This is a genomic window from Marinobacterium mangrovicola (assembly GCF_004339595.1).
Taxonomy (GTDB): Bacteria; Pseudomonadota; Gammaproteobacteria; order Pseudomonadales; family Balneatricaceae; genus Marinobacterium_D; species Marinobacterium_D mangrovicola.
Genome location: NZ_SMFU01000009.1, coordinates 574,984 through 597,151 on the forward strand (window position 1 = coordinate 574,984; position 22,168 = coordinate 597,151).

General features: G+C 54.9%; 21 protein-coding genes and 1 tRNA gene. 10 read left to right on the plus strand and 12 right to left on the minus strand.

What is annotated here, in order from left to right; all coding sequences use genetic code 11:
- Positions 1-10 precede the first annotated feature (10 nt).
- The 7 genes from CLV83_RS15135 (at position 11) to CLV83_RS15165 (ending at position 8,328) form a co-directional block, all read left to right on the plus strand.
- Entirely contained in the window at positions 11-1,381 is a 1,371-nt protein-coding gene (locus CLV83_RS15135) for an aspartate aminotransferase family protein (protein ID WP_132294072.1), read from the plus strand.
- A 101-nt stretch (positions 1,382-1,482) separates the two neighbouring features.
- Positions 1,483-2,421, plus strand: a complete 939-nt coding sequence (locus CLV83_RS15140; protein WP_207894909.1) for a 2-hydroxyacid dehydrogenase — start codon at positions 1,483-1,485, stop codon at positions 2,419-2,421.
- A 112-nt stretch (positions 2,422-2,533) separates the two neighbouring features.
- Complete coding sequence (gene efpL, locus CLV83_RS15145) at positions 2,534-3,100, plus strand: elongation factor P-like protein EfpL (RefSeq protein ID WP_132294075.1); 567 nt, start codon at positions 2,534-2,536, stop codon at positions 3,098-3,100.
- Between the two features lie 257 nt (positions 3,101-3,357).
- The gene (locus CLV83_RS15150; RefSeq protein ID WP_132294078.1) at positions 3,358-5,760 is read left to right on the plus strand and encodes a bifunctional diguanylate cyclase/phosphodiesterase; all 2,403 of its coding nucleotides are present in this window, start codon (positions 3,358-3,360) and stop codon (positions 5,758-5,760) included.
- Positions 5,736-6,611 carry a type 2 periplasmic-binding domain-containing protein gene (locus tag CLV83_RS15155; RefSeq protein ID WP_132294081.1) on the plus strand — a complete coding sequence of 292 codons (876 nt, stop codon included), beginning with the start codon at positions 5,736-5,738 and terminating at the stop codon, positions 6,609-6,611. Before CLV83_RS15150 ends, CLV83_RS15155 begins: the two co-directional genes overlap by 25 nt.
- Before the next feature lie 54 nt (positions 6,612-6,665).
- Positions 6,666-7,454, plus strand: coding sequence for a TIGR00266 family protein (locus CLV83_RS15160; RefSeq protein ID WP_207894910.1), 789 nt, complete (start codon positions 6,666-6,668; stop codon positions 7,452-7,454).
- A 151-nt stretch (positions 7,455-7,605) separates the two neighbouring features.
- Positions 7,606-8,328: an SIR2 family NAD-dependent protein deacylase gene (locus tag CLV83_RS15165; protein ID WP_132294087.1), complete on the plus strand. Its 723-nt coding sequence runs from the start codon at positions 7,606-7,608 to the stop codon at positions 8,326-8,328.
- Positions 8,329-8,394: 66 nt separating this feature from the next.
- Here CLV83_RS15165 and CLV83_RS15170 read toward each other — a convergent pair whose 3' ends face one another.
- Together CLV83_RS15170 and CLV83_RS15175 are read right to left on the minus strand one after the other, a co-directional pair.
- Entirely contained in the window at positions 8,395-9,477 is a 1,083-nt protein-coding gene (locus CLV83_RS15170) for a TRAP transporter substrate-binding protein (RefSeq protein ID WP_132294090.1), read from the minus strand.
- Positions 9,478-9,670: 193 nt separating this feature from the next.
- A complete protein-coding gene (locus tag CLV83_RS15175; protein WP_132294093.1) occupies positions 9,671-10,207 on the minus strand; it encodes a hypothetical protein in 537 nt (178 codons plus the stop codon).
- A 381-nt stretch (positions 10,208-10,588) separates the two neighbouring features.
- Between CLV83_RS15175 and CLV83_RS15180 the strand changes: the two genes are divergently transcribed.
- Positions 10,589-10,864 (plus strand): hypothetical protein, encoded by a 276-nt coding sequence (locus CLV83_RS15180; protein WP_132294096.1) that lies wholly within the window; start codon positions 10,589-10,591, stop codon positions 10,862-10,864.
- Between the two features lie 389 nt (positions 10,865-11,253).
- Here CLV83_RS15180 and CLV83_RS15185 read toward each other — a convergent pair whose 3' ends face one another.
- From CLV83_RS15185 to CLV83_RS22925, 3 genes are read right to left on the minus strand one after another with little or no spacing between them, the layout of a single operon-like run.
- Positions 11,254-12,120 (minus strand): hypothetical protein, encoded by an 867-nt coding sequence (locus CLV83_RS15185; RefSeq protein WP_132294099.1) that lies wholly within the window; start codon positions 12,118-12,120, stop codon positions 11,254-11,256.
- Positions 12,121-12,123: 3 nt separating this feature from the next.
- Entirely contained in the window at positions 12,124-12,804 is a 681-nt protein-coding gene (locus CLV83_RS15190) for a hypothetical protein (protein ID WP_132294102.1), read from the minus strand.
- A complete protein-coding gene (locus CLV83_RS22925) occupies positions 12,801-13,691 on the minus strand; it encodes a restriction endonuclease (RefSeq protein ID WP_132294105.1) in 891 nt (296 codons plus the stop codon). Before CLV83_RS22925 ends, CLV83_RS15190 begins: the two co-directional genes overlap by 4 nt.
- A 198-nt stretch (positions 13,692-13,889) precedes the next feature.
- On the opposite strand from CLV83_RS22925, the gene CLV83_RS15200 reads away from it, so the two are divergent.
- On the plus strand, positions 13,890-14,768 hold the full coding sequence (locus CLV83_RS15200) for a hypothetical protein (protein WP_132294108.1): 879 nt from the start codon (positions 13,890-13,892) through the stop codon (positions 14,766-14,768).
- 418 nt (positions 14,769-15,186) lie between these two features.
- Here the strand turns inward: CLV83_RS15200 and CLV83_RS15205 are convergent, their stop codons facing one another.
- From CLV83_RS15205 to CLV83_RS15215, 3 genes are all read right to left on the minus strand, one after another.
- A complete protein-coding gene (locus tag CLV83_RS15205) occupies positions 15,187-15,768 on the minus strand; it encodes a class I SAM-dependent methyltransferase (RefSeq protein WP_243642398.1) in 582 nt (193 codons plus the stop codon).
- Positions 15,765-16,787, minus strand: a complete 1,023-nt coding sequence (locus CLV83_RS15210) for an HNH endonuclease family protein (RefSeq protein ID WP_132294111.1) — start codon at positions 16,785-16,787, stop codon at positions 15,765-15,767. The genes CLV83_RS15205 and CLV83_RS15210 overlap by 4 nt, the downstream gene beginning before the upstream one ends.
- 330 nt (positions 16,788-17,117) lie before the next feature.
- On the minus strand, positions 17,118-18,092 hold the full coding sequence (locus CLV83_RS15215) for a site-specific integrase (protein ID WP_132294114.1): 975 nt from the start codon (positions 18,090-18,092) through the stop codon (positions 17,118-17,120).
- A gap of 108 nt (positions 18,093-18,200) precedes the next feature.
- Here CLV83_RS15215 and CLV83_RS15220 point away from each other — a divergent pair, with 108 nt between their 5' ends.
- Positions 18,201-19,127: an HNH endonuclease gene (locus tag CLV83_RS15220; RefSeq protein ID WP_165900322.1), complete on the plus strand. Its 927-nt coding sequence runs from the start codon at positions 18,201-18,203 to the stop codon at positions 19,125-19,127.
- 153 nt (positions 19,128-19,280) lie between these two features.
- Here CLV83_RS15220 and CLV83_RS15225 read toward each other — a convergent pair whose 3' ends face one another.
- The 4 genes from CLV83_RS15225 to CLV83_RS15240 all read right to left on the minus strand — a co-directional run bounded on the left by CLV83_RS15225 (position 19,281) and on the right by CLV83_RS15240 (position 21,953).
- Positions 19,281-20,249, minus strand: a complete 969-nt coding sequence (locus CLV83_RS15225) for an SDH family Clp fold serine proteinase (RefSeq protein WP_132294120.1) — start codon at positions 20,247-20,249, stop codon at positions 19,281-19,283.
- A 56-nt stretch (positions 20,250-20,305) separates the two neighbouring features.
- A complete protein-coding gene (locus CLV83_RS15230) occupies positions 20,306-20,527 on the minus strand; it encodes a hypothetical protein (protein WP_132294123.1) in 222 nt (73 codons plus the stop codon).
- A 239-nt stretch (positions 20,528-20,766) separates the two neighbouring features.
- Positions 20,767-21,681 (minus strand): nuclease-related domain-containing protein, encoded by a 915-nt coding sequence (locus tag CLV83_RS15235; protein ID WP_132294126.1) that lies wholly within the window; start codon positions 21,679-21,681, stop codon positions 20,767-20,769.
- A gap of 195 nt (positions 21,682-21,876) precedes the next feature.
- Positions 21,877-21,953: transfer RNA gene (locus CLV83_RS15240), tRNA-Arg, on the minus strand.
- Between the last annotated feature and the right edge of the window lie 215 nt (positions 21,954-22,168).

Below are 22,168 nucleotides of genomic sequence, written 5' to 3' on the forward strand. Positions count from 1 at the left end.
GGAGGTAGCTATGACTGATATCAACACACTGGAAAGCTGGGATCGCGAAAACTTTTTCCACCCCTCCACACATCTGGCCGGCTTTGCCCGCGGTGATGTACCCAACCGTGTCGTCACCGGCGGTAAGGGTGTCTACATCGATGATATGAACGGCAACACCCTGCTCGACGCCTTTGCCGGCCTTTACTGCGTCAACGTCGGCTATGGCCAGCAGAAGGTGATCGATGCGATCAGCAAGCAGGCTAACGAACTGGCGTACTACCACGCCTACGTGGGCCACGGCACTGAAGCGTCCATCACCCTGTCGAAGATGATCCTCGACCGCGCACCGGCGCATATGTCCAAGGTCTACTTCGGCCTGTCCGGCTCAGACGCCAACGAAACCAACGTCAAGCTGGTCTGGTACTACAACAACGTGCTGGGTCGTCCGCAGAAGAAAAAGATCATCTCCCGCTGGCGTGGTTACCACGGCTCCGGCCTGGTCACCGGCTCCCTGACCGGTCTGCATCTTTTCCACAAGCAGTTCGACCTGCCGCTGAGCCAGGTTGTCCACACTGAAGCGCCGTACTACTACGGTCGCCAGGACGACAATATGAGCGAAGAGGAGTTCTCCGCTCACTGCGCCAACGAACTGGAAAAACTGATTGAAGTGGAAGGCGCGGATACCATCGCCGCCTTTATCGGTGAGCCGGCGCTCGGCACCGGCGGCCTGATTCCGCCGCCGAAGGGCTACTGGGAAGCGATCCAGAAGGTGCTGAACAAGTACGACATCCTGCTGATCGCCGACGAAGTGGTCACCGGTTTCGGCCGTCTGGGTACCATGTTTGGCTCGGAGCATTACGGACTGAAACCGGACATCATCACCATCGCCAAGGGCCTGACCTCTGCCTACGCGCCGCTTTCCGGCTCCATCGTCGCCGACAAGGTGTGGAAAGTACTGGAACAGGGTACCGACGAGTTCGGCGCCTTCGGTCACGGCTGGACCTACTCCGCGCATCCGATCGGTGCCGCAGCCGGTGTCGCCAACCTGGAGCTGGTGGACGAGCTGAACCTGGTGGCTAACGCCGGTGAAACCGGTGCCTACTTCAAGCAGGCACTGATCGAAGCGGTCGGCAGCCACAAAAACGTGGGCCAGGTGCGCGGCGAAGGCCTGCTGGTGGCCGTGGAGTTTGTCGAAGACAAGGCCAGCCGCAAGCGCTTTGATAACGTTGGCGCCCTGGGTGGCAAGCTGGCCGCAGCGCTGCTGGCCCGCGGCGTAATCTCCCGCGCCATGCCGCAGGGCGATATCCTCGGCTTTGCGCCGCCGCTTTGCATCAGCAAGGAGGAGTGCGACAAGGTGGTCTCCGCACTGCACAGTGCCATCGAGGAAATTCTCGGTTAAGCTGACCGGTAATACACCCAAGGGGGCACATTGTGCCCCCTTTTTTGTGCTGCCAACAGCACGAGTGTTTGCTATCCCCAGGCTGCTAAACAGGAGACACCATGCTGATCCCGCTGATCGCCGATATCGATGCCGAGGAACTTGAGCTCTGGCTGGAAAGCCTGAACCGGGTACTGCCCGGGCAACAGATCATCGCATCAGAGGAGATCGATGCCCCCCAGGCGCAAGGTATCGAGTTCGCCATCGTTGCCAACCCGACACCGGCGGAGTTACGTCGTTTCCCGAACCTTAAATGGGTGCAGAGCCTATGGGCCGGTGTGGAAAAGATGGTGTCCATGCCGGAACTGGCCGAGATCCCCATCGTGCGTATGCAGGATCCTGAACTGGCGCGGATCATGGCCGAGGGCGTACTGACCTGGACACTCTACCTGCATCGGCAGATCCCCACCTACCTGCGCCAGCAGCAACAGCACCACTGGAAGCAGCATATCTATCAGCCACCGTCACAGAAGCGCGTTGGCGTGCTTGGCACCGGTAATCTGGGGCTGGCGGCCATCGAGACACTGCTCGCCAACGGCTTCAAGGTGTGTGCCTGGAGCCGCAGCCCTAAGCAGATCGACAACGTGGAGCACTTCGCCGGCAGTGACGGCCTGGATGCGATGCTGCCGCAGTGCGATATTCTCATCGCCCTGCTGCCGCTGACCGACGCCACGCGCCTGCTGATGAACGAACAGCGCCTGTCACGGCTCAAACCCGGCGCCAGCATCATCAACTTTGCCCGTGCACCGATCTTTGATTACGCCGCCCTTGTGCGCCAACTCGATGCCGGCCACCTGGAGCACGCCGTGCTCGACGTCTTCGACCAAGAGCCACTGCCAGGCACCAGCGAACTTTGGGAGCACTCCGCCATCAGTGTTCTACCGCATATTTCCGGCCCCACTGATATCGCCAGCGCCAGCGAAATCGTGCGCCAGAACGTCAGTGTCTACCTGATGGATGGCAACATTCCCGAGACGGTGGATTACCAGCGGGGCTATTAGGCTGAAACACCGCCGGCATGCCTGCTCAGAGGTGAAATTTGACTCCCTGGCCAGCCGGGAACAGCGCTAGAATAGGCGCCAACTTTTAACCCACACGTTTTTCGAGGTGTGTATGCCCAAGGCATCCGAACTCAAGCGTAACCAGGTCGTCGATATCGACGGCAAGCTGATGGTCGTCCAACAGATCGACGTCCGCAATCCCACCGCCCGCGGCGCATCCACGCTGTATCGCGTACGTTTCAGCCAGCTACCCGGCGGCGGCAAGCACGAAGCGACCTACACCGGCGACGACATCCTCAAGGACGTTGCCCTGGAGCGCCGCACCGCGTCTTACCTCTACCGTGAAGACAACCTTTACTACTTCATGGATGCCGAGGATTACAGCCAGTACGGCATCGAAGCCGATGCGATCGAGAGCCAGGTACCCTTCCTGCTGGAAAACATGGAAGGGATCATGGTTTCCCTGGTAGACGGTCAGGCGATCTCTATCCAGCTGCCGACGGTCGTGGTGATGGAAATCGTTGAAACCGTGCCGGGTATGAAAGCCGCCAGCGCTACCGGTCGCACCAAGGCGGCGAAATTCGCCAACGGCCTTGAGATCCAGGTACCTGAATACCTGGAGGTCGGCGAGAAGGTGAAGATCAACACCGAAACCGGCAAGTTCAGCTCACGCGCCTGATCCGCACTGTTCTGCGCTGTTATCCTCTGGCTGCCTGCTCTCAGGCAGCCTTGTGTTCTCTGCCTTGCTTTCCCCGCTCCATCTTGATCCCCATTCGGCCACTCTGCGCAGATCAAAAAATAAGCGACAAAACAGCCTTTATGCAGGCGGTAAACATGGTAACTTTCTAACCAAGGCTGTCTCGGTTCGTCTACACTGAAACCACCGATAGCGGCCTGGTAATCCGTAGCGGAGCACCCTTGAGGAAATAATAACGAATGCTGAGACGCTTACAGGAGCTCAGGCAAAGCCATCCTCTATCCCTGAAGATTCTCGCCAGCATTCTGCTGGCCAGCAGCCTGTTTGCCGCGCTGGTCGCTGTCGCCCAGCTCTACGTCGGCTTCAAGGACGAGCTGAATCAGCTGGATGCACGACTGGCAGATGCCGAACCGACCTTTATTCTGTCCCTTCAGGATGCCGTCTGGCGCCTGGACGAAGAGCTTATTACCTACAATCTGACGTCTATCCAGCGCCTTCCCTACATTGCCCAGGCTTCACTGAAAACGCCAGAAGGCAGCAGCTACAGCGCCGGCGAGGCGCAGGGCTCTCAGCACATCACACGAAAAACTTATCCACTGCAGCAAAACACTCCAGACGGCTCTATCCCGCTGGGACAACTGACACTGCAGATTGATCGCTCAGCCGCCTATGACAACCTGCAGCGAGAGGCCCTGCTGATCGTGGCTTTGCAGGGGCTGAAAACGCTGATCGTCTCGGCGCTGATTCTACTGATTCTGCATCGTCTGCTGTTCCGCCACCTGCTGAAACTGCGCCACAGCGCCAGCCAGATCACCCTCAGCACTCCGGCGCAGGCGTTCGTCTATGATCGCTCACAGGCGCAGAGAGACGATGAGCTGGACCAGATCCGTAACGCCCTTAACGCCATGCGCCAGCGCTTTATCGAAGACGCCGAACGGCTCAAGACCATTAGCACCGAGCACCGGCGCCTGGCCCTGGCAGCCAATACCGGCAGCGCTGCACTGCTGATCTTCAATGCCGACCAGCAGCCCCAGTATGCCAACAACCCCTTTAAGCAGCTGCTCGGTGTAGAGCCCTGGGAAGAGGTGGACAGCCAGACCCTGAAACAGCTTGGCGAGCGTATAGCTCCCGAGCAGGGAGGATTGCGCGGCGTTATCAAAAACACTCGCAGCACCGAAGAGTGGGAAAAGGAACTGTTCTGGCCCTACGATGAAGCACGCCCCGCCTGGATCAATATCCGCTGCCGGCGCTTCAGGGATCAGGGAGAGGAGCTCTTCATTTTCTTCGCCATCGATATCACCGAACAGCGCGAGGCCCGAGCCCGGGAACGCCACCTGCTTGAACATGATCTACTCACCGGTCTGCCCAATCGCGAGCTGGCCCTGGCCAGTATCGATGAACAACTGATCGAGGATAACAACCTGGCGGTATTGGCGATCTCCATCCAGTCCTACGCCGAGGTCCTGGAGTCCCTTGGGCTGCAGTATGCCGATCAGCTGTTACTGGAGGTGTGCAGTATCATCGAGGAGAACCTGCCCAGCGACGCCCTGCTCGCCCGCACCACCGGTAATGAACTGCTCTGCGCCCTGCCGCTTGAGGAAGACGACCAGCGCGGCGGTATCGAACGCCTGGCCAGCAACCTGCTGAACACATTCAACACTCCACTCTGGCTGCGAAAAGAGCAGATCAACGCCAACCTGAACATCGGCATCGCACTGGCACCGGATGATGGCGACAACGGTAACCAGTTGATGCGACACGCCCTGGCTGCGCTCTACCAGTCAAAACGCGGTGGCGACCGCAGCTTCCGCTTCTTCAAGCCGGAGATGAGTGAAGCACTGGCGCGACGCCTGCGCATCTCTACCCTGCTCAAAAGCGGACAGATACTGGAAGAGCTGGATGTCTATTACCAGCCGGTGGTCCAGTCTGATAGCGGTGAGATCAGCGGCTGCGAAGCCCTGGCCCGCTGGCATAACGAGGAGCTCGGCTGGATCTCACCGGAGGAGTTTATCGGCGAGGCGGAACGCCTGAACCTGATCGGAGAGATCGGTGAACTGATTCTGCAACGCGCCTGCATCCAGGCCAGCGAATGGCTCTACCGAAAGCCGGACTTCGTCATCAACGTCAATGTATCACCGCTGCAGATGGCTGACAGCGGCTTTCTCCGGGTGGTCAACAACGCGCTGCAGCTCTCGGGGCTGCCCAGTAAAGCCCTGAAACTCGAAGTCACCGAACAGCTGTTGCTGAGTGGTAACGACCTGATCCAGAACAAGCTGCAGCAGCTGACCGACAAAGGGATCTCACTGGTGATCGACGACTTCGGCAGCGGCTACGCCTCGATGAACTATCTGTGCCGTTTCCCGTTCCAGGCGTTGAAGATCGATAAGAGCTTTATCCTCAATATGCATGACGACGATCGCACTCTCAGGCTGGTAGAGGCCACCATCAACCTGGCCCACACTCTGGGCCTGGCGGTGGTCGCCGAGGGTGTCGAAACAGCCCGCCATGCCGAATCACTGCGCGAGATGCAGTGCGAGCTGCTGCAGGGCTACCATTTCGCTCGCCCCATGCCAGCAGAACAGTTCAGCCGAATGCTGGATACCCGGGAGTCACTCATATGCGAATACTCTCAGCGCTCCTGATCAGCCTTGCACTGCTTCTGCCACGCCCGGCCTGGAGTGCAGATCAGACGACCCTGGTGCGCTATGCCACTGACGGGTTGATTGATTACCCTCTCGCCCTGCTAGAGAAAAGCCTGCAGGCCTCAGAGGAGAAGTACGGCCCTTACAGGCTGCAAAGGTCCGATATGTCCCCTTCCCAGGGGCGTGTGCGTCAACTGGTCACGGATGGGGCACTGCTGGACGTCATGTTTATCATGTCCAGCGAGGAGGTCGAGTCGGAAATGCTCGTGGTCCCCTTTCCGCTGATGCGCGGCCTGCTCGGTTACCGGGTGATGATGACAACTCCGGAGAATCTGGCCGCCCTGGAAGCGGTCAAGTCACTGGAAGATTTACAGCAGTACGTCGCTATCCAGGGCGGCGACTGGGCCGACACCGATATACTGCGAGCCAACCAGCTGTCCGTTATTACCACATCGGACATGGTAAGCATGATGCGAATGCTAAAAGCGGGTCGTGTCGACTACTTCCCCCGCGGTGTGGCCGAGATCTGGGAAGAGCTACAACTGCCAATCGCCGAAGGTCTGGTCGCAAATAAAAAAGTGGTCCTGCGCTACACAGGTCCCTATTACATAGCGGTATCAAAACGCAGACCTCTGCTCCAGGAGCGCATCCTCTACGGGCTGATGCAACTGCACGAAAGCGGCGAGTTCGAACGTTTTCTGCGCCAGCGTCCGGAGATGAGCAGGGCACTGAGTTTTCTCGAACAGGGCGACTACCGCGTTATCGATCTGGCCTCCCCGTTTCAACTCCCGTCGATCCAACAGGTTCCGAGTGAACTCTGGTACCAACCGGCACTCGAAAAATCGCGATAACAGGTGCCGGCGCCATCGATCACCGGCTGACCGAACAAGGAGGAAAAAATCGCTATGCGTTGTCATGAAGTAGATTACGAGCTGATCGGCTCCGAAATGCAGCTGGTTGAGGTGGAGCTGGATCCAGGCGAGACGGTTATCGCCGAAGCCGGCGCCATGACCTACATGGAGCAGGAGATCGACTTCGAAACCAAGATGGGCGATGGCTCCAACCCGGATGAAGGGTTTATGGGCAAGCTCTTCTCCGCCGGCAAGCGGGTGTTCACTGGTGAATCGATCTTTACCACCCATTTCAGCAACCGCGGCAGCGGCAAACGCCGCGTTGCGTTCTCCGCCCCCTACCCGGGCAATATCGTCCCACTCAACATGGCCGATTACGGCGAGAAGATCACCTGCCAGAAAGACGCCTTTCTCTGCGCCGCACTTGGCACCCGGGTCAGCATCGCCTTCAACCGCCGCATCGGTTCCGGCCTATTCGGTGGTGAGGGTTTTATCCTGCAGACCCTCGAAGGTGACGGTATGGCATTTATCCAGGCCGGCGGTACCGTGGTGAAAAAGCAACTGCAAGGCGAAACGCTGAGGGTCGATACCGGCTGCCTGGTAGGCTTCACCGAAGGCATCAACTACGACATTCAACGCGCCGGCAACCTGAAGTCCATGGTGTTTGGCGGTGAAGGTCTGTTCCTGGCCACGCTGCAGGGGCACGGCACCGTCTGGCTACAGAGCCTGCCGTTCTCACGCATGGCGGACCGTATCATCGCCAGCGCGCCAAGCTCCGGCGGCAGTGACAAGGGTGAGGGTTCTGTCCTTGGCGGCTTGGGCCGTATGCTCGACGGCCGCTAAGGCTCAACGATGGCGCCCCACGGGCGCCGCTCTTCCGTTCAATAGTTGCGACTATAAGCCCCGCCCTGCTTCTGGCCGAACACCCGCCGCTTTCACCGCTTGACGCCATCACTCCTGCGCATAGTCTGTAAGGCCTGAAAGGAGGATCTGGATGAGACGAGTCATCTTTTTCACCGGCGCCGGCATCTCCGCCGAGTCCGGTGTACCCACGTTCCGCACCGGCTCAGATGCGGTGTGGGAAAACCATTCCATCGAGGACGTCTGCAATATCGACACCTTCGAACCCAACTACGAGCTGGTACATCAGTTCTACAACCAGCGCCGCACCTCGCTGGCTGGAGTAGAACCAAACCCGGCCCATAAAGCCATAGCCGCCGTGCAGCAGGCTCACCCCGACCGCGTGATTCTGATGACCTCCAACGTGGATGATCTGCATGAGCGCGCCGGCAGCACAGATGTGCGTCATATCCACGGCAACCTGCTGGAGATGGTGGACCTGGAAAGCCGTGAGATCTTCCACCTGGGTTACGAGGCTTTCGACTACGCCAACCGACCAAAACAGTTCAAACCCAACGTGGTGTTTTTTGGCGAGATGGCGCCGGTATACCAGGAACTGTTCGGGCTGATGGACAGCCTCACCGAAGAAGACCTGGTTGTGGTGGTGGGCAGCAGCGAAAGCGTTATCGCCTTCTGCGCCGAAGCCTACATGGGCAGCCAGGGCGCCGCGCGGATCATCTATGTCGATCCCTGCGAGAAGAGCGTCTACGACGGAAAATCGCTAATCCCCTACGAGCGCCATTTCCGCACCAGCGCCACCGAAGCCTTCGCTGAAGACAGTCATCTGCTGGACAGAATCAACCGCTGGCTCGACTGAGCCAATAACGCCCAAGCAGCAGACACAAAAAAACCGCCAACAGGCGGTTTTTTTATTCCTATGCGCTTAATCCAAGGCCGGCTGGCTGTCCAGGTAAGCTTTGTCGGAGATGTTGGTCCACTTACGAACCTGCTTCAGGTAGGTCTCCTGGCTTTCCACGATTTCCGCCGTCAGCGGATCCTTGGCGGCTTCCTGCTTAAGCAGCTTCTTGGTGGCCGCGCGCAGCGCATCCATCACCTCCGGCGGGAACACCTTGTGGGTCACATCCGGGTACTCTTCCTTCATCTGCTCCCAGGCGAGGGAATTCAGGTGAGTACTCTGACTGTACATATCATAGGCTGCGGTACGCATCGCCACACGCAGGATCTCCTGCAGATCTTCCGGCAGGCCCTCCCAGGTACGCTTGTTGATCAGGAACTGCACCTCGGCACCCGGTTCCTGCCAGCCAGAGTAGTAATAGTTGGCGATGCGGTGGAAGCCCATCGGCAGGTCCAGCGCGGGGCCAACCCACTCCAGTGCGTCGATGGTGCCGCGCTCCAGCGAGGTGTAAAGCTCACCCGGCGGGATGTTGGTTACGGCAACGCCGACTTCAGCCATGACCTCACCGGCAAAGCCCGGAGTACGCATCTTCAGACCCTGAAGATCTTCGATGGAGTTGATCTCCTTACGGAACCAGCCACCCATCTGGTTGCCGGTGTTACCGCCCGGGAAAGAGAGCAGGTTATGCGGCGCATAAACTTTCTCCATCAGTTCCATACCGCCGCCATAGTAGAACCAGGCGTACTGTTCCGGCGCGGTCATACCGAAGGGAACAGTGGTGAAGTACATGGTGTTGGGCACCTTGCCCTTATAGTAGTAGGACGCGGTGTGGCCCATGTCGTACTGGCCGGCCTTGACCATGTCGAAGATGCCGAACGGCGCCTTGTGTTTGTTGGACGAATCGATACGGATCTGCAGGCGCCCGCCGGACATTTTCTCAGCCATGGCAGCCATATGGCGGGTAGTCTCGCCCAGGATCGGTGTGTTCGGCCCCCAGGTTTCGGCCAGATTCAGTCGGTAGGTCTTATCTGCCAGCACAGAGGTACTGGCCAGCGACAGCAGCGCGGCCAGCGCCGCCGCCAGCTTGAACGAGGCAAAGCGAATTCTCATTGTCGTCAGTCCGTGTCCGTATGTGTCATTTTTATGTCGAGAGGAGCCGGAGGATAGTACCTTCTGTGCGCAAAGTTCTGAAGAGTACAGTGCAGATAATGCACATTCCGCACCCGTTCAGCGGCTAAAAGCGGGGATAAACAGGATAAAGAGGGGCAACTTCAGCCCCTCGCCGGAGAGTAGCTAAAACGGTCTAGTTACGCTCACCGACCGGAATCATCACATGGGCATAGGGGCTGTCTTTCCACATCACATAGGGGCCACCGGCGTTCGGGTCGCTCGGAATACCTTCCAGCAGCTCAGCCGGCAGTATCACCATCAGGTGCGGCCCTTCCCGGATAAAGTCATCCGCATGGAAGCGGTCCGCATGGAAAGGGTTCGAATTACTCACCCCGCCATCTGGGCCGTCGCCTGCCAGCATGTAAGAGAAGCCAACCTGTGTCGCCTCATAGGGTGCCTGGGCGCCCATCGCCTGCATCATCTCCATCCAGACCGCGTCATTGCACAGAGGAGAACCGTCGTCCGGAAAGGTTTCCGGCATACAGACCCAGCCATTACTGCCCTCTTGCAGCACCTCGCCACGGTACATCACCGTCGCACCGTCGACGACCATGGATGGCGCCGCGGAAAGCGCCCGTTCGATTAAAGCCTGATTATCTTCAGCTTGTGCCAACACCGGAGACAGGATCAGGCCGGTTACCATCAGTAACTTGCCAGTTAACCTGTTCATCTGCGTCGCCTTTCTTATTAATGGGAATGTCCGCTACTGGCCGGCGGTTTATCCCAGTCGACCAGTAGGTTTTTAGTTTAGACGATACTGAAGTAGACGATTACCAGAGGCCTGCAGGAGCTGTGAAGCAGCCTAGCCAAGACGTGACTCACACCGGTGAAAAGCATGGGACTAAAACGATGCGCTAAGTCAGCACAGAGATATCTACAACGTCATGGCCAGGACACGCTGATCGACTATTCTACATTTGTGCGGCACGACACTTTGCCCGCTAAGAGACTATGCTCACACCGAAGGATATGAACCCGCGGATTATTCACCGGCTGAAAGCGGCATCAGGAAGTGATCAGCGGTTCAGCAATAGCTGTTAAGGAGAACAACATGAAAAAGATCGCACTGGCTTTCGCCCTGACCCTGGCCGCTTCATCTGCTTCAGCGGACCTGCTTGATCCTGACTGCAACGCCCAGAAAGTCGCCAAGGGCGCCGTTGCCAAATCCACTATCGGTATCGGCAATCGCTGCACCCCGGCAGAAGCCGCCAAGGATATGGCCGCCGACAAGGTCGAGGACAAGCTTCCGGATGGCAAGGTGATGGACAAGATCGAAGAGAAGAAAGAGCCATCGGTTAAGAAGGCTGTTAAGAAGGCGATGGATTGACGGCCCATCCCCAGAAACTATCCCCCTAATCGTAAAGCCGCTCTAGGCCCTTCAGGGGTCATTGAACACTGGGTGCAGGCAGAGCGAACCAAGCGCTCGACTCGAACCCCATCGGGGGTTCTCACCCTCCAGACGTACGAATGCTTTTTGAGCTTTAGTGCGGACTGGAAGATAAGGTGGAGCTAGGAAAAATGGCGCGCCTGGAGGGATTCGAACCCCCGACCAACAGGATCGGAAACCGAGCGAAAACTGCCGCTGATTAGCACCTTACTGGTAAACCCAGCAACATAGCTATCCCGGGCAAAGCAGCAAGTGAGATAGTATTTTGGCCAATCTGGGTTTTGAAGCGGCACTGTGATCAATATGTGACGAAAGTGGAGACGAAGCTACTATTGGCATTTTTGGCTCGGAAGATAACGGGCAATTATATCCGGCTGCACCAACTCACCTGATAGGTTACAGATGGTAACAATACGATAGCAATCATTCGGTAACGTACCTACAAATACCGGCTCTCCATGCCAGTAACGGCTCCACGGCCCATAATATGCGGTCAATATCCTCATAGATACCGACGCTTCCCGGCCACTTCTGCCTCGCATTATCTCACGGCCATAACTATGGACCTCAAACGGAGCCCAAGACTCTGCCTGTGCGGTCAACGTACCTTTTTGGACGTGAGTATCGTGAAAGCAAGTGTGGATTGCCCAAGGGTAAGAGAGCTGATCAAGAGCGAGCAAGTCGCCGGTCACCGATACAAATACGATCACCTCATTCCGGCATTGAATACAGCATGAGTGAGGAAAATTATGCGTCACCTCTGGCTGAATTGGTGGCTTAACCTGCTCGTTCTGCCGACTAGCATCCGATGTTTCTAATGATCGATTTCGATCGTCCTCTGATATAGCATCTTCAGCAAGTAATTCTAATGCTTTACCACCAGCCGATCGAAGAGCCTCTTCAGGCTTTTTACCCTTGCTTCGTTGATCGACATACTCCGCGCCTGAGCCAAAAACAACTCCCAGCAAGTTGATTCCACACACTATCAGCAAGCTTAAAATGGCTAGTGCAGCCACCCCAAAAATGCCAAGTACCCACAGTATCGACCCACGTGAGCTATCGACAGACAGAATGATAAATACCGCAAAAGTCGCAACCACAAATACAACGGCTGCACCCAAGCTTAACTTGCGAAGGGTCGGGCTTATTGCCAATAGCAAGATGACGACAAGAACCACTATTAAAATATGCATCACAAACTAATCATCAAGATCCCATCGCCGCTTGAGTAGCCGGTCGTAAACAAGGTACGTATCCATCGCTAACTTGCGATCGACGAATGGACTTTCGTACCGGTCAGCATGAACTGTGTTTCGCGCTTCACGAACACTATCGACATTTTCACACTCACCTTCAGACAACAGGCCACTCTCGCCTGCTCTCTTGATCAGCCGGTAGAAATCGACCTTACCATCACGATTACGATTGGGCCCGTTATCCCCATAAAACCTGACGGTGAGTAGCCCTTCAATGACGGCTCCCGCCATGAGGACGAATGACATCCATGCCGATGCATCGAATGTTCTTTCCGCCTCTTCAGCGAACCAACCCAGTCGACTCCTTAGTTTCTCATTCTGTATATGCGGAAATAATAGTGCGTAGTCACGAACCCCTGAGTAACCAATGGTAAGTGTTACTCGGTCGATCAAGGACAGCCCTGCTATCGAACGCCCCGACAACACTACCTTATCACCCTCGATCGTGTAGGGCTGATGCTGAATACCCGTCTCGATAGGAATTGATAAGTCAAAGCTGAGTGCGTGGTGAAGTATTGCGTAAGCAGGTAACGACGGTACCGTGTATGCGTAATCTGCAATTTGAAATTGGCCGTCCCTCACATCACAGGCAGGGTTTGTCAGTACAAAAACCGTCGTTTTCACTTTGGTGCTCCCACGTTCACGATAGCCCTGCACTTTGGATAGCGTGAGCAGCCCCAGAACTCCCGGCCCACATTCGCTCCTTTACGCGCGACTCGCTTAACCATAGGCGAGCTGCATTTTGGACAAGAAAACGTCTCAGGGGCGCTCTCCGTGGCTCTGAGAGCGTCTTCAGGCATTGAGTGCTCGGCCTTGCGCAACATCTTGTCGAGTTTGGCCCCGTTGATCAGGCCAATGGGCTTACCGTTGGCAAACTGATTCGCTTCTTCGGTGAAGTCGCCGGAGGTGACGATGAAGGCGCCCTTGGCTCCTTGGTCGACCATGACCCCGAAGAGCTCTCGGATCACCGCAACACCAACCCTTTGCGTCTTCCAGTGCTTGCACTGGACCAGATAACGCTGCCCGTTCTTGCTAAGGTGCACATCGACACCACCGTCTGGTCCGTAATCCCCACCATCGATTACGCGGTAACCCGACTGTCGGAAGGCTTCCCCAACCAGCAGCTCGAACTGACCCCAGCTCATCTCGGCGGTCGGCTTAGCGCGGCTCTGAGAGGGGCTCTGAGTCGGTATCTCTGCTTCCGGCGCGGCTATGTACCGCTCACGTAAGCGACGCCCAGAGAAAGCCTTAGCGGCCTTTACGGCAGCGCCAATGAGGAAGGCTAGTGGGATCAGATACTGCCCCGCAATCAAGAACGGATGGAGTAAGAGGGCAGTCATGTTTGTCGGCAGCGCAGAGCCCGGCTGCGTCTCCACTGTGGCCGGCTGGCTCACGTAGTGATGCAATACCAGATAGGCCGCTAATGCGATCAAAAGGCTGGCCCAGATTGGTAACTTCGACGAGATGCTGACGAGGTCTTCTAGGGGTGAAGTCCGGCGTTTCCGTGCCATGAGTACTGTCCGTATATTAGAAAGACGTTGAGATCGGCCCTGTTTATACCAGATTAGCGACCTCGACTGCTAAACCACGAGCCCCTCCATCGCCAGCTATCCGGTCACGACCTATCGGCTAACGAAAACGCGACTGTCGAAAAATCAGTAGAATACCGACTGTACCCTGTCAATTCACAGCCAGCCAACGAAGACATCATGCACGCAAAGCGCGACTTAGACCCTTTAAACGACGACCCCAATACATACGACCTGGAGCGTGACGGTCCTATCGATATGCCGGTGACAGAGGCACTGGCGCTGGCTGAACGCATTTTGCACAGCAAATCAGATGACGAGATCCACGATCAGTTAGTCAAAGCCAGGGCCCACGCTAAGGTAGAGGACTGCGATAACCACGCAGCCTTTGAGCATGCTCAAGTCCGGATTACCTTCTTGGCATTGAACTTCGCTGCTAACCAGCGCCGGGGGCTAGCACCGGTGTATCGTGAGCGACTACGCGCCTCAATCCGCCCTTCTGGGAATGGCCCGAAACAACCAAACAAGCTCATTGACATAATCTATTCTCTCGACAGACAACTGATTGACCTCCACTGGTTATACTGCCGCGAAGTCGATAGCGGTAACCCAACGTCACCTAAGGTCGATGGTGAGCATATCTGGCTCGAAGGCGAATTCAATCCGGCTGCGGCTGAGCGCTTTGTACAGCAAGAGTGGGGAGCTCCCCATAAGGTTAAAACGCTGCAGATAATCGAAGCAGATCAGCTTGAACTTGGTGTTCTGCGCTCAAAAAAAGTCAGAGATCGGCACTATGAAATTCTCAAGAGGCGGGACTCTGACCTTTTGGCGATCAAAGACTACTGCATCAATAATCGACAGCTATCTAAAGCCGATCAAGAGCCAATGTACAACGACCTATTAGCCTTGAGACTGTCTAGGCAAGACGTTTCTCTGGCTGCTCAACTACGCCGGTCAATGGGAGATACGGTTGGTATTGCACAGAGTAATGAGGCAATACAGCGCCGGCTCCGCAGGCGAAAATTATTATTCAAAGACACGTTGAAACGGCTGCGATAGGGCTCTGCGAAACCGATTTAGGCGGGGTCAATGCACTACTTTACGGACACCATCACGGACATCTAAATATAATAAAACCCATTGATATTGCTGGCTTTAAACCACTTCCTAACCCGCTTAATGTTTTAGTATTTAATGACGCCGCGACAAAAATTGCCGCAGCGCTTGCGCTGCCGCGCGGGCCAGAAAGCGCTTCGCTATCGCCGCAGGCCCTGCGGGCCTGACAGGCGACCGCTGCACGCTTTCTCTATTTTCATGCTCCTACGCCGGGATGATGACTCTGACTTGACTGCAACAGAGCATAAGAGAAAGCAAATACCAGCATCGTGTGGGGAACTATCAAGCACCCCGGATGATAATAGTTATCATTATATTTAATGGTTGAAAAGTGTCGCATTTTGTATATGTGATTTCTGCTTTATTTCAACCTGATCAACGCATTCAGCCAACTCTCTTCCCGACCCGGGCGCTGATCTTCCGTCACCCAGGTTTCAAGTTCAAAGGCTACGCCTGTCAGGCTCAAGGCTCTCTCCAGACCAGACTCGTCCAGATCAGTAAACGTCCGACCTCCGAACTCACGTTCTCCAGAGCCGTACTTGAATGAGCAGTAAAGCACACCGCCCGGTTTCAGAGCAGCAAATAGCCGCTCAAATGTGACTGGTAGTTCACCATAGGGCACATGCAGCAGAGAGGCGCACGCCCATACAGCGTGAAACGCCCCCTGCCACTCGATCTCATCAAATCGCATGCAATGTACATCCTGACCTAAGTGGGCTGAGGCGAGCACACAGAGCGATTCAGACGCATCAAAGGCAGTCACGCTATAGCCATGGCGTTTGAAGTAGACCGCATCACGACCGGATCCGCAGCCAGCATCAAGGATTGATGCTCCGGTCGGCAACAGAGGCAGCACACGCTGATACAGTGGAGCCATATCGACATCCACGGTCGAGTCGAAAAACACCTGAGCGTTTTCATCGTAGTAGTCTTTCTGACTCAAAATGCCGGGTCTCCAGACGATGCAGGCTGCCAAGTATGTACAAGATAGCTCAGAGCCTCATCATACCGCTGCTGAAGATACCGGCCACGCTCCTGAGCAGTACCCCCGGTTTGCCGTATCAGGGTCTCTCTTAGAGGGTGGTGACTGGAAATGAGGTATTCATTGCGCTTATGCAGTCGCCGTAGCAATGGAAGGGCGGGCACTCGGGCGAATTTGCCCTCAGCGCCGCGATTACAGCCAGAACACGCCAGTACTAGATTCCAAACTCCATCCCAGTTCGGGCCCTGATTATGCAATTTCAGAGCGTGCGGCAGGAAGTGATCAACATCGGCTAGATTCTCGGAACCAGGTTCAACAGTGATTGTTGCAAAGCAGTAGAAGCATTTACCCTTCTGGTAACCATTGAGCGCATCGCGGCTGCTGGTAATGTCGATACGTCGGCCAAATGCACGGGCAAACAACAGACTCTGATCAGTATCGGCTTCAACACTAATGAGGTTTCGCGATAGCCCCAGCTCCCAAGCGGTCTCAACAAGCCTCCAGCGGGCTTCTGTCTCATGCAACAAAGAACCAGTACCGGACTGAGAAAACAGCTCATACAGCTGCTCCGTGAGCCTGATGCCACCGGATGATCGCCGTTCATCAATGAAGAACCTTTTAGGAAGTTCGCCCTGGTTAACGTTATGAAAGGCATCGATGACATTCTGAAAACCCAGTTTACGAGTTACCTCTAGCAGCTGCCCTTTACTGATGTCTCCCGCATTGAATTGCCGACAGGTGTCCAGAAAGCGCCCTGTTGGTCGAGAGCCCTGCTTATCCACTTGAGTCAGATGTTCACAAAGATGTCGACTAAAAGGCTCAGCCAGCTCATCTAGCGTAATCAAGTCCTTACCCGGATGATTGCCAATCTCGATAAGCGCTTTAGCGAGTGCGAACTTATAAGAAGCGGAGTTGAGCCCAAACAGTATGATCGCGCGCCAATAGTTGGCCAGTGCGGGCTCTGTCTTGATGAAGTCCATACCACCCTCCCTATGTATTCAATTGGAGGGTGCCACAAACAGCGCTTGAAAGCCCAGATAGCTCAGCGCGGATATGTCATAGTCTTAGGTAGATACAACCAGCGTGACCCGGGAGGTGCCTGTCCCGATCACGTGAACTCGCTGACCCTTATAGAGGTATCAGGTTACCGCTTCCGCCTCCCTCTCCGAAATTTTTTAACCCTTATACTTTCACGATAAGATACTGTAACCACGAGGCCTGTAGACGATCACCTAGGCGAAAACACCCGTTTTTTAGCAACATCGATCAACACTTTGCGACTAATTTACGCTGACCGGATGTTTTTTACGTCAAGAGACCAACCGATCCACCAACGTCTCTGCACGCAGGTGGGTGTAGCGATTCAACATTTCCAGCGTCTTATGACCGGTGATCGTTGCCACCTCCATCGTATTCAAGCCCATTTCGAAGAACCGGCTGGTGGCCTCGTGGCGTAGATCATGGAAACGCAGTCCTTCAATCCCAGCGCGCCTACAAGCCCGTTCAAAGGCCTGAGAGACGCTATCTGGCTGCAGAGCAAACATTCTGCCCTGCTGGGTACTGCTGGCGCTGATCTCGTTCATAAGGGCTATCGCACGCTCTGACAACGGCACATCTCTCGGGACCCCGGTCTTAGTTTCAGGTATATGCAGTGTCCGGGCTGTCCAATTGATATGTGTCCATTCAATCTTGACCAGTTCACCACGACGCATGGCGGTTTCAACGGCCAGAATCACGATCTGCTGGACAGCCGGCGTCTCGGACAACGCTTCCAGCAAGCTCTCCAGCTCACCCTCTTGCAGCCGGCGATCTCGACCACGCGGCCGCTTAGGTTTACGTACTGACGGAACTCCTTTCGGGAACGGAACGTTCCACTCTTGAGCTGCGATCTTCAGCACCTTGCTAAGCAGTGACAGGCGGTGAACGACTGTCGTTGGACCAACAAGCTGGAGTTGCTCATCTCGGAAGTCAGCCAAATGCTGATTGCTCAGATTGAAAAGGGAGACGTGCCCCAGCGAAGCCACCACAGGACGACCTGTGGAGCGCTCTATGCGCTGTTTCTTCGAATCACTGATACCAGACAGGTAACGTTCGATCGCCTCCCTGACGCTCATACGCTCAGCCACAGCAGTATCAACAAAAACACCGCGCTGAATCTCAGTTTCGATCTGTCGAGCCCAAGCCACTGCATCTGACTTTAGCGTGAATGACTTGGCTTGCGGCTTGTGCCCTTTGATCCGAACCTGCGCCTGCCACTTGTTCCGTAACTTCCGAACCGTCGCCATCGACTTGCCACCTTCTGCTGGGTTCTTAACAGGTGCAGATGTTAGGATGCCAGGCGATGACTGTCGGGCTTCGGCACGAAAAAGCGGCTAATAATCAGGATGTTGAAGATGAGAAAGGATGACCTCAGCGAGGCACAACGCTGGTTTCTAGAGCATACAGGGATGACTTTACCCTGGTCGGCGATCAGTGCTAACACGCCGAGACTCTCCTCTCAGGCCAAAGGTATTTATAAGCCGGCCGATAGCGAATATGCCCTTAGCGTCAAGGAGACCCTAACCGGGGAATACCCGGATAAAGAGCCCGTCTACAGAGAGGACGGCTCCTGGCTTTACGAATACTTTCAGGAGAATCCAGACCCGGCGCAGCGGGACACTGAGTACACCAACCGGGCATTGATGAAATGCGTGCAGGATGGAGTGCCTGTCGGCGTGATGATCCAGACGAAGCCAAAGCCCGGTGTAGAGTATCGAATCATAGGGCTGGCCTATGTGACTGGCTGGGATGAAGGCTATTTCTACCTTGAAAGCTACGATGCTGAGCGAGGATTCAAGCCTGGCCCAAGCGCTGAGATCGAGCAGATAACGCAGCAACTTGAGCAGATCGAAGAAGAAACTGGCAGCTACGACCCTGAAGACTTTGGCGACTCACGCAAGAAAATCATTGCCAGCATCGTCCAACGCCGTGGGCAATCCAAGTTTCGAGCAAAGCTCATAGAAGCCTATAGAGGTTGCTGTTCTATTACCGGATGCCAGGCTACTCCAGCCCTCGAAGCGGCCCATATAACGCCATACAAGGGCGATGACAGCAACACTACCGCCAACGGTCTACTACTACGTGCTGACATCCATACGCTTTGGGACCTTGGCATGATCGCTGTGGATCCTGATACTGGCACCGTGATCGTTGCCGATGAACTTCAGGAAAGCTATTCAGATATTGCAGGAGCTACCCTCGCAGAGCCGGCAAACCACTCGGATCGCCCATCGAAGGCTGCACTCGCTGCGCACCTAGAGTGGACCGGACTGAAAACCTAAAGAGGGTGTGATCAGATTGTGACCGGCACAGTCTTCAACGCTATGCTGGCGCAGAAAAACAAAGGGGAAGCAGCGTGGTGACTGGTTCCCCTTCATGATCAGTGTCCGGGTGAGCAACGGTGTCTAGATCTGTTGCTCACGTTCAGCTCTTCCCTACTTCGGATTTACAACCTTCATGTAACTGCTACCGATATGACTCTCGATGAGCTTAACAGCTATAGTTCCGCCCAGCGTATGGGTGCAGGCGTGGTAGGTAGACATAACAAGCTCCTGGAATCGCTGATCCTCTTCCAGATCGCTGATTTTCAAGCCTGCTGTGGCTAACTTCTCACGCATAAGAGGACGTCCATGCGTAAAGTGAGAAGAATCCGCAAGGTAATCCGCTATACGGGAAGCTTTCTCTTCGGCATCCTTATCACCCGCAAACATGTAGGAGCTCAACCACTCTTTAACAAGTCCAGCGGTTAGATCTAACGACATTTTGCATTGAGCCAGAAGCCCCGGCGGATACTGAGCCATGATCGGTGCCCAGGCAGCGAAAGCCCCATTCCTTGCAGCCTCTTCTGCAGCTAAAAAGTCTGCCTTTAGTGCGTGGGCAGCGACCATCCGAACATCTCCGGTATTTGTGACTATCCCCATTTGAGGATCAGTTGGTCCAAGAGATGAATGCCGAGCCATTACAATTTCATCTGCAGCACAGGCCATCATTGTCGCTGCCGACATGGCCATGTGGGGTACGATTACGCGGATATTCTCAAACTTCTGGCGTAAGTAATTAACTATCTGTTCCGCGGCTTCCGGACTACCGCCCGGACTATGTAGGATGAGATCTAGGCCTTTGCTATTCCCATTGCATGCCTTAACCGCCTCCATAAAACCGTCCAAGTCGCTCTGATGCACCATTAGTAGCTCAGACGCAATCCTGCTCTTCTGAAGCCAGCCGCTGGCGTACACTATAGTGCTTCGGCCGGTATGTCTTGCTAGTTCAGCTAGATACTTCCGCCTCACCACATCCGGGGCGGTCCTGTATGCCTCAGGGTTCGACGGGTCTGTTTCTTTCAGTGCTTGAATGCGGTGGGCTTCACGCTGAATCTCTTCAAGGGTTCCTCCCCAACTTGGCATCTTTAAATATCCTTATAGTAAACCGACGTCGCCGAAAAACTGGTACCGCAGATGTATCAGAGATGCGTAACTGCTGATGGGGAGAAATCTAAAGATCCAGCAAAGCGGGAGTCTGGCGCTTGGCATTGCTCCAGCTGATAAGAGAGGACCGTAGCATCTTTGCCGTATGCTGACTGTGTGTTACGCGCCTGCTCTATGTATTCGAGGTGCTCGGAGCCGAGCAGCATTGACTCGGGAACAATCCCGGCAGTTTGTAGTGGTGCGTCATACTTATTCATATGAATTCCCTTCTTGATAACCACATGTTGTGGATTGAAGGGGCTATAACTACTACATATTGATTAAAAGCCCCATTCCTACATAGCACAAAGCCCGCAGTTCCCTGCAGGCTTTGTACATATAAGCTTTCATTTGCTCTTTTTATAGCCCATTGATCAAATCATGGGCAAGTAAAATGACGGAGGATTCTACTATCGACTAACAGACCTTTCCACTCAAATGGCGAATAAATAACCACCTAAACAACTCTCTCACGGTCAACATCCCGAACCCGTTGGGCGACTTGGTAAGCAACAGCCTGTACTTCCCCTAACTCCATAGAGCCAGCCTTTAATTTCGGCAACTGGGAAGATAGAGCCTTTCCGCTCAAAACATATGGATCAGTAGCCCGCTGCTTGAGTTCAACATACCACCCAGGCAACACCAATACGCCGGCTACCGGCACCTCGAAGCCAGTCGATTCTAACAACCATTTCCGTACTGCCTTGACAGTCATCCTCACCTGTTCGAGCGGCTGTGTCTCAACATGAGTTGGGAAATGTAGCGCATTGCCCTCTAGCCTCACCTTCGCTTGCTTCTTACCATCAAGCATATGCTTAGACCGACCTTTCGTTTCAATCACGAAGACGCCATTAGGCCCAATTACTAGATGATCAACATTGAAGCCTTCAAATTGAATGTCGTGGAACACACGATAGGGATGGGTTTCCGGGCGAATGACCTGATCAAGCTCCTGCCCTACAGCCATTTCACATGCCAAGCCGAGGCGTAGTTGAGGAAGTCTCCTAGCGACTCTAATAGCTTTATATACGTAGTAGCCTACAGCGACTGCAGAAATTGAGATCAAGACCAGCCACGTCTGTGCATTTGCAACCTTGTGAAATAGCTTTTCCTGGAGCAACAGAGCGAGAGGTGCGAGGGTCGCCATTATTGGAAGCGCCACAAACGACTGCATAAGGTCTGTTTGCAAATCGTCAATGGACCGCTGAAGGCTGTAGCCTGCAGGACGCAAGAGATCGGCACCAAGAGGATTCGACCTGTTCCTGCCTGTGAATCGCTTCAGACATAGAACGATCACAACAAGGATGAACAAGGGAACAAAGTACAGGCTGAGAACGATACCCTGTACATATAAAGAAGACAGCCACTCCATGAAGCCACTCTCAATCCGTTCAGAATAGAGATCGCATCATAAGCGTTCCGCCGGAGTGACGTCACCCGCCACTGTGATCAAATTGTGCCGGATAGGTGACATTGCGCTCCGCAAAGGTTTCCGTGCGCGCCTGAAGCTCGGTTGGATGGAGTAGCACTTCCGAAAGGAATCAAAAGGATAGGGAAAGCGGAAAAATGGCGCGCCTGGAGGGATTCGAACCCCCGACCAACAGGATCGGAACCTGCTACTCTATCCAGCTGAGCTACAGGCGCGCATAGGAAGTGTTTGCGGGTCGCAATGTTACCGATTCGACAGCGCTTTGCAAGCGAGATTTACTTCCTAACAGGGTGTGGAAAAACGTTTTCGAGGCAGCCGATGCAAGGCAAAAACAGGCGAAAAAGCGGAGTTTAGTGAACTAAATGAGCATTTTGAGCCTGTTTTTAACACAGCATTCGGCAACGCAGATAGTTTTTCAACATCCTGCTAA